The sequence below is a fragment of the Tenacibaculum profundi genome (assembly GCF_057162725.1).
This window is the reverse complement of sequence record NZ_CM169894.1, coordinates 436,242-449,444: the sequence shown is the minus strand read 5'-3', so window position 1 is coordinate 449,444 and position 13,203 is coordinate 436,242. Positions and strand designations below refer to the sequence as shown.

Here is a 13,203-nt window from a genome sequence, read left to right as displayed (position 1 = left end):
GCTTTATGTCTTTACTTGACGTTGTAATTTTTGATTTTTCAACAGATAATCACAAAAACTGGAAAATAACAAACGATAATGTAATGGGAGGGGTTTCGACTTCTTCAATTGAGGTAAATGAAAATAAACAAGGTGTTTTTTCTGGACATATTTCAACTGAAAATAATGGGGGATTTGCAATGGTTAGGTTGAAAACTAATATTAAAAATGTATTGAATCATAAAGAAATAATATTATTTGTTGAAGGAGATGGTAAAGATTATCAGTTTCGTTTAAAAACAGATAATAAGTTAAGACACTGGTATATCAATACGTTCAAGACAACAAAAGAAGAACAGAGAATTGTTTTGAAGTTAAAAGACTTTTATCCTTCTTTTCGAGGTGAAAAATTAAATATTGGAAATTTCAATTCAAATACAATTAACGAGATTGCTTTTTTGTTCGGAAACAAAAAAGATGAAAGTTTTAAATTAAAAATTAAAAAGGTATTTATCAAGTAAAAAAATAAAAATGAAACCAATAAAAATACTCGTTCTTATGACTTTGTTCGGAACTGGATTGAAAGCTCAGACGCTTGAACCAAAAACATCATTATATGATGTAAAAATTAATGATCTCAACAACACGCCAATTGATCTGAGTAATTATAAGGGAAAAAAAATATTATTTGTAAATGTTGCATCAAAATGTGGGTTTACTGGTCAATATAAAGAACTTCAGCAATTACACAATAATCAGAAAGATAAATTAGTGATTATTGGTGTTCCTTGCAACCAATTTGGTAATCAAGAACCAGGAACTCCAGAGGAAATCGAAAGTTTTTGTGAATTAAACTATGGAGTTACTTTTTTAATGACAGAAAAATTAAATGTTAAAGGAGATAAACAACATGATTTATACAAATGGTTGACAAAGAAAGATAGGAATGGGAAAACTAATTCTGCAGTTAAATGGAATTTTCAAAAATATTTAGTTGATGAAAATGGAAGATTAATCGATTATTTTTATTCTATGACAAAACCGACGAGTAAAAAAATCACTAAATTTTTATGAGTAAATTACTATAACTAATAAATCTTTATAACTTAAATTGTGGAGATCAACTAAGCAATTAATTACTAATCATAATAATCAACTACTAATTTAAATGTATATTTTATGAAAAAGCCAGATAATGTAGTTTTTAATGAAAAGACGAACAAGTATGACGCTTACCTAAAGCCTTATGCAACCAGTTTTTCAGCACCTAAAATTGATATTCCCAATTCTGTTAGCTGGAAGAAAAGGCATGTCAATATAGCTAATAAGCAGATAAAAGCTTCATTTGATGAATTAAAAAATGAATTTGAATTATTGTACGAAAAATTCAAGTATAATGAGCTCGTTTATAACTCAAAGTTTACTTTTGAACCCATTGTAGGAGAGACTTATTATTTATATGAGGCAAAAGAGGGGTATTTTTTATCTATTTTAAAGCCTTTTGAATGTTCATTTAATTATGTAGGTAGTTTTAGATTAGATTCCGATAAAATTTGGAATAAACAAGAAACGAAAAAAAATGATTGAATTTAATAAACATTCAAGTATATATACACTATCAACAAAGCAAGTTGTTAATATAACTTTAGAAAAAGCATGGGATTTTTTTAGCTCACCTAGCAACCTTTCAAAAATAACACCACCTCACATGGGATTTAGAATAACTTCTAAAACAAATGATAAACTTTATGCAGGACAAATAATATCTTACAAAGTAGGTATATTTCCTTTTGTAAAACAGGACTGGGTAAGTGAAATAACCCAGGTAAAAGAAAATGAGTTTTTTATTGATGAACAGCGTGTAGGTCCATATAAAATGTGGCATCATGAACATTGGTTTTATAAACTAATTGAAGGAAAAACACTTATAGAAGACAAAGTTTCCTACGAAATACCTTTCGGTATTTTAGGATCTTTAGCTCAAAAAATATTCATAAAAAATCAGTTAAAAAATATATTTCAATATAGGGCTGATACGTTAGAAAAAATGTTCAATGAAAAATAGTATTTCTTTTTATTGGTTTCGACGAGATTTAAGACTGGAAGATAATACAGCATTATTTCATGCTTTAAAATCTGGTTATAAAGTAGTACCTGTTTTTATTTTTGATGACGAAATCGTACATAAACTTCCAGCCAATGATGGTCGTATTTCTTTTATTTATCAAAGTTTATATAAAATAAACAAACAATTAAATGATATTGGAAGTTCAGTGCTTATAAAAAAAGGGAAACCTTTAGTTATATGGAGTAATTTGATAAATGAATATTCCTGCAAAGGATTGTATTATAATAGAGATTATGAACCTTATGCCATAAGGAGAGATTATCAAATTAAGACAAAATTAGAAGAAACAGGAATACCAGTACATGATTTTAAAGATCATGTGATTTTTGAAAAAAAAGAGGTTTTAAAAAACGATCATACTCCTTATACAGTATTTACACCATACAAGAATAAATGGTTGAAGTTGTTTGATGAAGCATCGCATTTAAGAATAAATAATTCAATAGAATTTATAAATCATTTTTATAAGCAAATTAACGATTTTCCTTCTATTGAATCTATTGGTTTCGAAAATAGTCCTATCAAAGTAAAGCCTTATAATTTGAAAGAGTTAGAGCAGTATGATGAAGTACGTAATTTTCCTTTTATAGATAAAACATCATACATTTCTCCTTATTTGAGGTTTGGACAATTAAGTATTAGAACTGTTGTTAAATTGGCATTAAAAGTAAATCAGACATTTCTAAGTGAGCTAATTTGGAGAGAGTTTTTTATTCAAATATTATATAATTTTCCTAAAGTAGTCACGAATAATTTCAGGAAAAAATATGATTTAGTTCCTTGGCGAAATAATAAAGATGAATTTGAAAAATGGTGTCAGGGTAAAACAGGGTATCCTATTATTGATGCAGGAATGCGTCAACTTAATAAAACAGGATATATGCATAACCGTGTAAGAATGATAGCGGCTAGTTTTTTATGTAAGCATTTACTTATTGATTGGAGGTGGGGAGAAGCTTATTTTGCTAAAAAATTACTCGATTACGAGTTAGCATCAAATAATGGTAATTGGCAATGGGTTGCCGGTACAGGCTGTGATGCGGCTCCCTATTTTAGAATTTTTAATCCAACAGAACAGATTAAAAAATTTGATAAGGAATTAAAATATATTCATAAATGGGTAACTAACTTAAATGATTTCTCTTATCCACCACCCATAGTAGAACACAAAGAGGCTAGAAAACGAGCATTAGAAGCATATAAGATGGTTTAATATAAGATTAGTATATTTTAAAGTCGGTTTTTTAACACCGACTTTTTTTTATTAAATTTTTTGAGCTTCTTATGAAAAGAACGTCTTTTTTTTTTACCATAGTTACGTCATTAATCAATTTAGTTAGGTCTTAGTTTTGGTTAAAACTATATATTAAAGTCGATTGCAAATACTGACTTTTTATGTTAAATGTTTTGCGGTTATTATGAATAATAGCGTCTTTTTTTATCACAATTACGTCATTAATCAATTTGTTTAGGTCTTAGTTTTGCTTAAAACTATTAAGATTAAATAAAAATAAATGACTCTAGATGAAATCCCTCTGTTAGTAGATTCTTCGTTACATGATGATTTATTGTGTCGTGAATCTTTCAATGATTTAGAAAAACAAACAAATTTAGTTTTAAAAACAATAAAAAAATTTTTTGGTAAAAAAGATTTTTATAATGGAGATGATATAACAGCAATTAATCGTCATAAAATTGAAGCTAAGACGAATGGTAGCGATACTCTTACATTTGAAGAGGCCATTGAATACCTAAACAAATTATATATAGACAATGCTATTGCATTTCATAATCCCAATTATGTAGCTCATTTAAATTGCCCAGTAGTTTTGCCTGCAATTGCAGCAGAAATTATTGCAACCACTATTAATACAGCTGTAGAAACATGGGATCAAAGTACTTCTGCAACTTTTATAGAACAAGAAGTTATTAAATGGATTTGTGGTGAATTCAATTTTCCGGTAACCTCAGATGGTGTTTTTACAAGTGGTGGTAGTCAATCAAATTTTATGGCTTTGTTAATGGCGCGTGATGATTATGCCTTTAAACATTTTGGTGTTAATATAAAGCAACAAGGGTGGTTTAACGAAGTAAGTAAATTCAAAATTTTTTGTTCTGATAAAGCCCATTTTAGCGTTAAAAAGAATGCCGCATTGTTAGGTATGGGATATGACGCTGTAGTCCCTGTAAAAACGGATTATAAAATGCGAATGGATCCTAAAGCATTAGAATTGGCCATTGAAAAGGTTAAACAAGAAGGAAATATACCTATAGCAGTTGTAGCAACTATGGGAACGACTGACTTTGGTAGTTTTGATCCTCTTACTGAGATTTCAAAAATTTCAAACGACTATCAAATGTGGCTTCATGTTGATGGAGCTTATGGAGGATGTTTTGTGTTAACAGATACGCATAAAAAATATTTTAAAAGTATTGATTTGGCGGATTCTATTACAATTGACTTTCATAAAACATTTTTCCAGCCTGTTTCTTGTAGTGCATATTTAGTGAAAGAAAGAAAAAATTTTCAATATGTTTCCTATTATGCTGATTATTTGAACCCTCAAGAAAATAGAGATGAAGCAAGGCCTAATTTGATAGAGAAATCAACACAAACTACAAGAAGATTTGATGCACTTAAGGTTTGGTTTACACTCAAAACATTAGGAAAAAACACTATATCAAAGTATTTGGAAAAAGTACATTATTTAGCAGAATCTGTTTATCATAAAATTAAGGATAATCCTCTTTTTGAAGTTGCGCATAAACCAGAATTAAGTACAATAGTATTCAGATACAAATCGCTAAATGTTAATGAAAACAAAGTACACGATAGAGTTAATTTATTTATAAAAAATAAACTCTTTAAGCAAGGTAAAGCGTCTATTGCAAGTACCAAGCTTGATGGTAATATTTATCTGAAATTTACATTATTGAATCCAAATAATACAGAAGAAAATCTTTTTGAGATTTTAAAAATGATAGAACAAAAAGGAGAACAATACAAATCGATAAACTAAAAAATGACAAATAATAATATATTAGATTTCGTAGGAATAGGAGTAGGGCCCTTTAATTTAGGTTTAGCGTGTTTAACAGCTCCTATAAAAGAACTTAATGGTGTTTTTTTAGATAAAACCGAAAAGTTCGATTGGCATCCCGGGATGATGATGCAAAATACCACATTGCAAATTCCTTTTATGGCAGATTTGGTAACTTTAGCAGATCCCACAAGCCCGTTTAGTTTTTTAAATTATATTAAGGAAAAGGGAAGGATTTATTCTTTCTACATAAGAGAAAATTTTCTTTTACTTCGTAATGAGTATAATAACTATTGTAAATGGGCTGTTGAGAAGCTTTCTAATATTTCATTTAATACAGAGGTTAAAAATATTAATTATGATCAACAAAAACAGCTTTACATTATAACATGTAGGTGTACAAAGACTTCTGAAATTAAAATTTATAAAACAAAAAAAATAGTTTTAGGAACAGGCACAAAACCGTATATACCAAAAGGTGCTTCTGGTTTGAAAAATAATGCAATTCACTCATCAAATTATCTATTTAATAAAGAAAAATTACAGGAAAAGAAATCAATAACTATTTTAGGTAGTGGACAAAGTGCTGCAGAAATTTTTTATGATTTGTTAAACGATATTGATGAAAAAAATTATGAGTTAAATTGGATAACAAGATCGCCAAGATTTTTTCCATTAGAATACTCCAAGCTAACTTTAGAAATGACTTCTCCCGAGTATGTCGATTATTTTTACAATCTACCGGAAGAAAAAAGAGATTATTTAATTAATAAACAAAAACATTTATATAAAGGGATAAACCAAGATTTGATAAATGAAATCCATGATTTACTTTATACAAAACGAACTTTTTCCAAAGAACCTTTAAAAGTATCATTACGTACCAATATAGCTTTAATTAATTCATCAGTTGATCAAAGTAAAATATCCTTAGAATTGCAGCAAGTAGAGGAAGATAAGCATTTTATAAAAAAAACAGAAGGTTTGATTTTATGTACGGGCTATCATTATGAGGTTCCTGAATTTTTAAATGATGTTAGTAACAGAATCAAATGGGATAATAAAGGCAGGTTTGATGTAAAGAGAAATTATACTATTGATAAAAATAATAATGAAATTTTTGTGCAAAATGTGGAACTACATACACATGGATTTGTTACTCCTGATTTGGGAATGGGAAGCTATAGAAATTCATATATCATCAAAGAACTTACGGGTAAAGAATATTATCCAATAGAATCAAGTATAGCTTTTCAACAATTTGGGGTAACAAAAGAGGATGAAATTATTCATAATTTAAAAGAACAAGTATAATAAGTAAGTAGCATACTTACAAGGAAAATTTTATTTTAAAAATAAATATGAAACTTAAAACTTTTTTGATAGGAATGACTTTCATTGCAGTGGTCAGTGATTATTTACTACATCCTTTTTATCCTCAATTTTTTGAACTAAGATTTGGAATGACGAACCCTAAGAATGTAGGTTATTATTTTGCCGCAATTTGTTTTATGGTAATGATAGCTTTTCCTTTTTGGGCCTATATTTCAAAAAAAGTAGCAGAACTAAAAATACTTATCTATACACAAGCAATAGCGGGCATATTGGCTTTATATTGTTATTATACAAAATCCTATGTTAACTTCTGGATAGTATCATTGGTAATGGTTTTATTCAAAGGAAGTTATCTTTTAGTTTATCCATATATTTTAAAAATTATAAGTAAAGAAGAACATGTTAACACCATAGGTTTGTTATCTGTTGTTGTGCATCTTGGAGGTATTTTAGGAGCTGTAATAGGCGGTTTTACAGTTGATTATATTACTCCTAGTTCTATATTTATTATAATGGCATTTGGTGATTTTTTGCAAATGATTGTAAGCGCTTATTTACTTAATAGTAATAAATACAATACAGGAATAATTAAATCACCTAGTAATTTTAAAAAAAGTGCTACCTCTAATAAGCTTATACTAAAAGTAGGTTTATTAACACTTATTTTATATTTCAGTGATTTTTTAATTCGTCCATTTTTCTCTAGATACTGGGAAAGCTTTGCATCAATTGATACTAAATTAATTTCTGGAACTGTATACGCAATTCCTGGTTTTGTGGCATTAATTGCACTTTGGCTTAATAGAAAAAGAAAACAAGCAGGCTATGAGGGTATAACTAATTCTTTGTTTATTGGGCTTTTAGGGTTATTTCTTCAAGGAATACCTAATGAGATTACTTTGATTATTGGTAGAATAATTTATGGATGGGCAATATTTCAAGGAATGGTTAAGTTTGATGTGTTTTTATTTGAAAAAAGCTCTCCAGAATCCTATTCGATAGATTATAGTAAAGTTCATTTTTTTCAAAACTTAGGAGTTCTTATAGCGTCTTTGAACGTAGGTTTGGTTGTAGATAATTTAGGTTTACAAATGCCTTTCATTATTGCTTTCACGGGGTTTGTCGTAACAATATTATTATACCTGCTTGCCTTTAATATTCCATCCAAACTTAAAAAGAATGGTATTAATACTATACTAAGCAGAGTAAATCTAAAATCATAGAAAACAAATAATCCTTAATAATATATTGAATAACAATACTTTAATAAATAATTATGTAAAAAAATTACCTTAAATGCTAATAAATGATAAAGTAGTATATACACAGTACTATAAAAAATTTGGAGAAATAACTATTCGTAATTTTAATTTAGAGAGTGATTGCAAGATTTTGCATAAGTGGGTTAATATGGATTATGCATTTTTTTGGGGATTGCAGAATACCTCATTAGAAGAAGTAAAAAAAGAATACAAAAAATTAACCGAACCTGATGATTATAATGTTTTTGTAGGAATGTACAAAGGGGAAATAGTTTTCTTTATGGAACTATATAACCCTATGAATGATTTAATTCATAAATATTATAAAGCATTGCCTTTTGATGCAGGTGTTCATATTATCATAGCCCCACCCCAAAAAAATAAGATTCCTAATTTTACCTGGTATTTATTTCAATCAATAATGGATTTTATTTTCACAAAAGAAAATGTAAAAAGAATCCTAGTTGAACCTGATATTAGAAATAAAAAAATGTTTGCTCTATGTGAACGAATTGGATTTTATTTAGATAAAATAGTTGAATTACCCCATAAAACAGCTCAATTAGCTTTTCTTAACAAACAATATTATTTAGATACAATAAAAAAAGTTACCCTTTCAAAACGCAGTAATATGAACACATTAGATAACGTAGTCTCACCTTTACAATCTGTACATCACATAGAACAGAGTATTTGGCTTAAATCAAATAAATTATTAATCAAAAAGGCTATTTGTGAGTTCACACATGAGAGAATATTGACACCTAAAATTGAAAAGAAGTTAGATGATGGATGGTGTTTATTTTCATTAGTTTCTGATGTATCTGATATACTTTATGAATTTGAGGGAAAGCTACTAGGATTAGATCATTTAATGATAAAAGAGTCAACTCTAATTAAAAAAGAAAATGAGATATATGTAGGACTTGATGCTGTTTTATTTATCAAGGAATTTAAAAAAACATTAGGTTTTGATGATGGAAAAATGCCTGTTTATTTAGAGGAAATCATAAGTACATTATATGGTACTGCGTTTAAAATAACTAAAGGAAACCCTCCAGTTAAAGAACTAGCTAATGCGGATTTTCAAGTTATAGAACAGTCTATGACAGAAGGACATCCTGGTTTTGTTGCTAATAATGGAAGAATTGGTTTTGATAGCAGCGATTATCGTTCTTATGCGCCAGAAGCAGGAAATTCTTTTTCACTATTATGGTTGGCGGGACATAAATCAAAAGCAGTTTATTCAGCTATAGAAGCACTACCTTATAATGATCTTATTAAGATGGAGCTTTGTGATGATACGATATTTCAATTTAATAATATTTTGTTATCTAAAGATTTAAATCCGGAAGACTATTATTTTATACCAATTCACCCTTGGCAATGGTTTAATAAATTAGCAATGATATTTGCTCCAGAAATAGCAAAATCAGACTTAGTTTGTTTGGGGTATGGGCCAGATCAATATTTAGCTCAACAATCGATAAGGACTTTATTTAATATAACTAATCCAAAAAAATTCTATACTAAATCTGCATTATCCATACTTAATATGGGGTTTATGAGAGGGCTGCCTCTGTATTATTTAGGAACAGCTCCAAAAATGGCTGTTTGGCTGGAAAACCTCCTTTACAGAGATGATTTTATTATAGAAACTGGATTTAAAATGTTAAGCGAAATAGGATCTGTAAGTTATGTAAATCCATACTTTCAAGAATTTGGACCACATAATGATTATAATAAAATGTTAGCTTCTTTATGGAGAGAAAGTCCATATTCTAAAATAAAAGAAGGTCAAAAACCCATAACCATGGCTGCATTACTTCATATTGATCAATATGGAAATGCACTTTTACCTGAATATATTAAAAGCTCGGGGTTAAGTACAGAAGAATGGATACGTTTTTATTTAAAAGCATATTTGAGTCCTTTAATTCATTGCTTTTATACTTATGATTTAGTATTTATGCCACATGGAGAAAACATAATTCTTGTTTTAGAAGACAATAAACCTATTAGCATTTTACTTAAAGATATTACGGAAGAAGCGGTAATTTTAAATCCAGATGTAGTGCTACCAGATGAACTGAGTAGAATGTATGCTCCAGTTCCAGATGATGTAAAGTTATTATCCATTTTTACAGATGTTTTTGATGGTTTTTTCAGATATCTAGTTCCAATATTGGAAGAACATATGAATTTTTCAGAACAAAGCTTTTGGAAGTTGGTAGCTGATAATATTATAGTTTATCAAAGAAGATATCCGCAGCTTGAAGAAAAGTTTAAAAAATACAATTTGTTTGCCGATTCATTTAAGCTATCTTGTTTAAATCGTTTGCAGTTGAACAACCATAAGCAGATGATTGATCTAGACGATCCTGTAGCCTTACTGCAATTTGCAGGCGAAATAACAAACCCTTTAGCAATTTATAGTGTTAAAAAAGAACATGAAGAAATACAATAATGTCAATAATAGAACAGCATATTTTTAGTAAAGAAATAAAAGGAATTGGAAGTATTTTATTACGCCCATTTAATATTAATGAGGACATAGATATCTTATATAATTGGGTAAAACAGCCCTATGCTAAGTATTGGGGAATGTTAGATTATACTAAAGAACAAGTTTTTAACTCTTATAACGAAATAGAAAGTAACCCCCATCATTTTAGTTATATAGGTGTGCTCGATGATCGCCCTATTTTTTTAATGGAAAGATATAAGGCGTCAGAAGATATTATAGCCAAATATTATAATGCAAAGCTAAATGATTATGGTATGCATATTCTGGTAGCTCCTGCAGAAAAAAGAATACCTGGGTTCACATGGAAAGTTTTTTCTACAGTAATGGAATATTTTTTTTCTCTCCCATATGTTGAGAGAGTAGTAGTAGAGCCTGACGCAAATAACGAAAAAATTCACAAATTAAATAAAAAGGCAGGGTTTGTCTATCAAAAAGAAATTGAACTACCTTACAAGATTGCCTCTTTAGCCATATGCAATAGAGAAAGCTATCATAATGCCGTAAAAAAGATAACAAATTAATGAAAAATCAAAAAAATAGTTTTGCGACTACAGAAACTTGGTTGATAGTTAATAAACAATTAGTAAAAAAAGCAATAAGTGAATTTACACACGAACTTATTTTATCCCCAAAGCTAAACATAAAGAACATTGATAGTGATTGGAACTCTTATGAATTAATTACAGATCATAAAGATATTAGCTATCACTTTAAGGCTAAAAAATTTCATTTAGATCATTGGTACATAGATGTTAATTCACTGAAAAAAATAAAAAATAACAAAGAAGAGAATGTTGATGCTTTATTATTTATTGTAGAATTTAAAAAAACATTACAAATTTCAAACGAATTTTTAACTACCTATTTGGAAGAAATATCTAGCACGTTAATTAGTTTAGCTTATAAGTTTGAAAATGAAGAATTTACATCCAGGCAATTAGTTGATAAAGATTTTCAGGATATAGAACATTCAATGTATGAAGGGCACCCATGTTTTGTTGCAAATAGTGGACGAATCGGGTTTGGTATTAATGATTTTAATAAATATGCTCCTGAAACTAATAATCCTTTCAAAATACTTTGGGTTGCTGCCCATAAAAAATATGCTACATACACAGGAGTTGAAGAACTTAATTATATTAATTTACTCATTCATGAATTAGGAATTTCTAAAATAAATGAATTTAATGATTTTTTAGAAAAGCTTAAGGTAACACAATCGGATTATGTTTTTATACCTGTCCATCCTTGGCAATGGGATCATAAGTTAGTTCATATTTTTGCTTCAGATATAGCCAATAAAAATATCATATTATTAGGGGAAAGTGATGATAGTTATTCAGCTCAACAATCAATAAGAACATTATTTAACTTAACAAAACCAAATAAATATTATACGAAAACAGCTTTGTCAATACTTAATATGGGATTTGTTAGAGGGCTATCTCCTTATTACATGAAGAGCACTCCTCATATTACTAAGTGGATCAATAACCTTCTCGGAGAAGATGTTTATTTACAAAGCACCGGCTTTAAAATGCTCGGTGAAATTGCTACTGTTGGGTATCGAAATCATTATTATGAAACATTAGGTAAAACAAATTCACACAATAAAATGTTATCGGCCTTATGGCGTGAAAGTCCTTTTACAAAAATTGAAGACACAGAAAAAGTCATGACAATGGCTTCATTACTTCATATTGATACTAATAATATATCCTTTTTAGGTGAGCTTGTTGAAAAATCTAAAGTAAGTATGACTATATGGCTTGAAAAATATTTAGAAGCTTATCTAAAACCATTGATACACTGTTTCTACAAATATGAACTAGTTTTTATGCCTCATGGGGAAAATATAATTTTAGTTTTAGAAAATAATATACCTAAGTCAATCTTAATGAAAGACATAACAGAAGAGGTTATTGTTTTCAATGAAGAAATGAAATTACCTGAACATGTAGATAGACTATTTACAAAAACAACAGATAGAATGAAGATTTTATCAATATTCACTGATGTTTTTGATTGTTTTTTTAGGTTTTTGGGACAAATTCTAGAAACACATTGTAATTATTCAGAAAATAAATTTTGGAAACTTGTATCACAAAGTATTCTTGAATATCAAGAGTGTTATCCTGAGTACGCATCAAAATATAAAAAGTATGATTTATTTACTGATTATTTTGATCGATGTTGTTTAAATAAATTACAATTGTCAAATACAAAACAAATGCTAAATCTAACAGATCCTATAAATAGTCTTAAACTAAGTGGAGTATTGCAAAACCCGATTGCAAAATATATGAAAAGTAATTTTGAAATTAAAGAAATATTACAATGATGATAGAAGAGCTAAGTAAAATAATTAAAGAAAGGAGAACACATTATACGAATGATTTTTCAGATGTTCCTTTATCAAAAAAAAATATAGAGACTATAATTGAAAATGCACTTTGGGCTCCAACTCATAAACTAACTCAGCCATGGAAATTTATTGTTTTAGAAGGATTTCATAAGCAAGAAATGGGAATTTTCATGGCAAACTATTACAGAAAAGTATTTTCAATTGAAGATTTTTCAGATGAGCGTTTTGAGGAAACTAAAGATTATGCTAAAAATGCTAGTATGATTTCTATAATATGTAAACCAAATCCAAGACTTCCTGAATGGGAAGAAATTGCTGCTGTCTCATGTGCTGTTCAAAATATTTGGTTGAGTTGTACAGCCATGAATATTGGTGGTTACTGGGATACTGGAATAGCAACTATAAAGTATGTTGAGAACAATTTGAAACTGGATGATAATGAAAAATGTTTAGGAGTTTTCTTTTTGGGAAATTTAAAAAATAATTTATCGGAAGTAAATAGAAAAAGAAAGCCTATTTCAAAAAAGTTAAGTTGGAATAAAAAATAAAAGAAAAAAATAAAAAAT

The 13,203-nt window shown here is 28.5% G+C and carries 12 protein-coding genes; all 12 read left to right on the top strand.

What is annotated here, in order from left to right; translation table 11 throughout:
- Positions 1 to 5: 5 nt before the first annotated feature.
- The 12 genes from AC2GW8_RS01660 to AC2GW8_RS01605 all read left to right on the top strand — a co-directional run bounded on the left by AC2GW8_RS01660 (position 6) and on the right by AC2GW8_RS01605 (position 13,185).
- A complete protein-coding gene (locus tag AC2GW8_RS01660) occupies positions 6 to 500 on the top strand; it encodes a CIA30 family protein (RefSeq protein ID WP_440881060.1) in 495 nt (164 codons plus the stop codon).
- Between the two features lie 10 nt (positions 501 to 510).
- On the top strand, positions 511 to 1,053 hold the full coding sequence (locus AC2GW8_RS01655; protein ID WP_440881059.1) for a glutathione peroxidase: 543 nt from the start codon (positions 511 to 513) through the stop codon (positions 1,051 to 1,053).
- A 105-nt stretch (positions 1,054 to 1,158) separates the two neighbouring features.
- A complete protein-coding gene (locus tag AC2GW8_RS01650; RefSeq protein ID WP_440881058.1) occupies positions 1,159 to 1,566 on the top strand; it encodes a DUF2452 domain-containing protein in 408 nt (135 codons plus the stop codon).
- Positions 1,559 to 2,044 carry an SRPBCC family protein gene (locus tag AC2GW8_RS01645; protein ID WP_440881057.1) on the top strand — a complete coding sequence of 162 codons (486 nt, stop codon included), beginning with the start codon at positions 1,559 to 1,561 and terminating at the stop codon, positions 2,042 to 2,044. The genes AC2GW8_RS01650 and AC2GW8_RS01645 overlap by 8 nt, the downstream gene beginning before the upstream one ends.
- Positions 2,034 to 3,320 (top strand): cryptochrome/photolyase family protein, encoded by a 1,287-nt coding sequence (locus AC2GW8_RS01640; protein ID WP_440881056.1) that lies wholly within the window; start codon positions 2,034 to 2,036, stop codon positions 3,318 to 3,320. The genes AC2GW8_RS01645 and AC2GW8_RS01640 overlap by 11 nt, the downstream gene beginning before the upstream one ends.
- Before the next feature lie 301 nt (positions 3,321 to 3,621).
- Entirely contained in the window at positions 3,622 to 5,127 is a 1,506-nt protein-coding gene (locus AC2GW8_RS01635; RefSeq protein WP_440881055.1) for a pyridoxal phosphate-dependent decarboxylase family protein, read from the top strand.
- Between the two features lie 3 nt (positions 5,128 to 5,130).
- The gene (locus tag AC2GW8_RS01630; protein WP_440881054.1) at positions 5,131 to 6,462 is read left to right on the top strand and encodes a lysine N(6)-hydroxylase/L-ornithine N(5)-oxygenase family protein; all 1,332 of its coding nucleotides are present in this window, start codon (positions 5,131 to 5,133) and stop codon (positions 6,460 to 6,462) included.
- A gap of 74 nt (positions 6,463 to 6,536) precedes the next feature.
- Entirely contained in the window at positions 6,537 to 7,706 is a 1,170-nt protein-coding gene (locus AC2GW8_RS01625) for an MFS transporter (RefSeq protein ID WP_440881053.1), read from the top strand.
- Between the two features lie 73 nt (positions 7,707 to 7,779).
- A complete protein-coding gene (locus AC2GW8_RS01620) occupies positions 7,780 to 10,212 on the top strand; it encodes a GNAT family N-acetyltransferase (RefSeq protein WP_440881052.1) in 2,433 nt (810 codons plus the stop codon).
- Complete coding sequence (locus AC2GW8_RS01615; protein ID WP_440881051.1) at positions 10,212 to 10,793, top strand: GNAT family N-acetyltransferase; 582 nt, start codon at positions 10,212 to 10,214, stop codon at positions 10,791 to 10,793. Before AC2GW8_RS01620 ends, AC2GW8_RS01615 begins: the two co-directional genes overlap by 1 nt.
- Positions 10,793 to 12,613 (top strand): IucA/IucC family protein, encoded by a 1,821-nt coding sequence (locus AC2GW8_RS01610; RefSeq protein ID WP_440881050.1) that lies wholly within the window; start codon positions 10,793 to 10,795, stop codon positions 12,611 to 12,613. The genes AC2GW8_RS01615 and AC2GW8_RS01610 overlap by 1 nt, the downstream gene beginning before the upstream one ends.
- Positions 12,613 to 13,185: a nitroreductase family protein gene (locus AC2GW8_RS01605; RefSeq protein WP_440881049.1), complete on the top strand. Its 573-nt coding sequence runs from the start codon at positions 12,613 to 12,615 to the stop codon at positions 13,183 to 13,185. The genes AC2GW8_RS01610 and AC2GW8_RS01605 overlap by 1 nt, the downstream gene beginning before the upstream one ends.
- Positions 13,186 to 13,203: the final 18 nt, after the last annotated feature.

Coding starts and splice junctions, on each gene's coding strand:
- AC2GW8_RS01640 (WP_440881056.1), top strand. CDS start 2,034: ATGAAAAATAGTATTTCTTTTTATTGGTTTCGACGAGATTTAAGACTG.
- AC2GW8_RS01620 (WP_440881052.1), top strand. CDS start 7,780: ATGCTAATAAATGATAAAGTAGTATATACACAGTACTATAAAAAATTT.
- AC2GW8_RS01630 (WP_440881054.1), top strand. CDS start 5,131: ATGACAAATAATAATATATTAGATTTCGTAGGAATAGGAGTAGGGCCC.
- AC2GW8_RS01635 (WP_440881055.1), top strand. CDS start 3,622: ATGACTCTAGATGAAATCCCTCTGTTAGTAGATTCTTCGTTACATGAT.
- AC2GW8_RS01645 (WP_440881057.1), top strand. CDS start 1,559: ATGATTGAATTTAATAAACATTCAAGTATATATACACTATCAACAAAG.
- AC2GW8_RS01660 (WP_440881060.1), top strand. CDS start 6: ATGTCTTTACTTGACGTTGTAATTTTTGATTTTTCAACAGATAATCAC.
- AC2GW8_RS01605 (WP_440881049.1), top strand. CDS start 12,613: ATGATAGAAGAGCTAAGTAAAATAATTAAAGAAAGGAGAACACATTAT.
- AC2GW8_RS01610 (WP_440881050.1), top strand. CDS start 10,793: ATGAAAAATCAAAAAAATAGTTTTGCGACTACAGAAACTTGGTTGATA.
- AC2GW8_RS01615 (WP_440881051.1), top strand. CDS start 10,212: ATGTCAATAATAGAACAGCATATTTTTAGTAAAGAAATAAAAGGAATT.
- AC2GW8_RS01650 (WP_440881058.1), top strand. CDS start 1,159: ATGAAAAAGCCAGATAATGTAGTTTTTAATGAAAAGACGAACAAGTAT.
- AC2GW8_RS01655 (WP_440881059.1), top strand. CDS start 511: ATGAAACCAATAAAAATACTCGTTCTTATGACTTTGTTCGGAACTGGA.
- AC2GW8_RS01625 (WP_440881053.1), top strand. CDS start 6,537: ATGACTTTCATTGCAGTGGTCAGTGATTATTTACTACATCCTTTTTAT.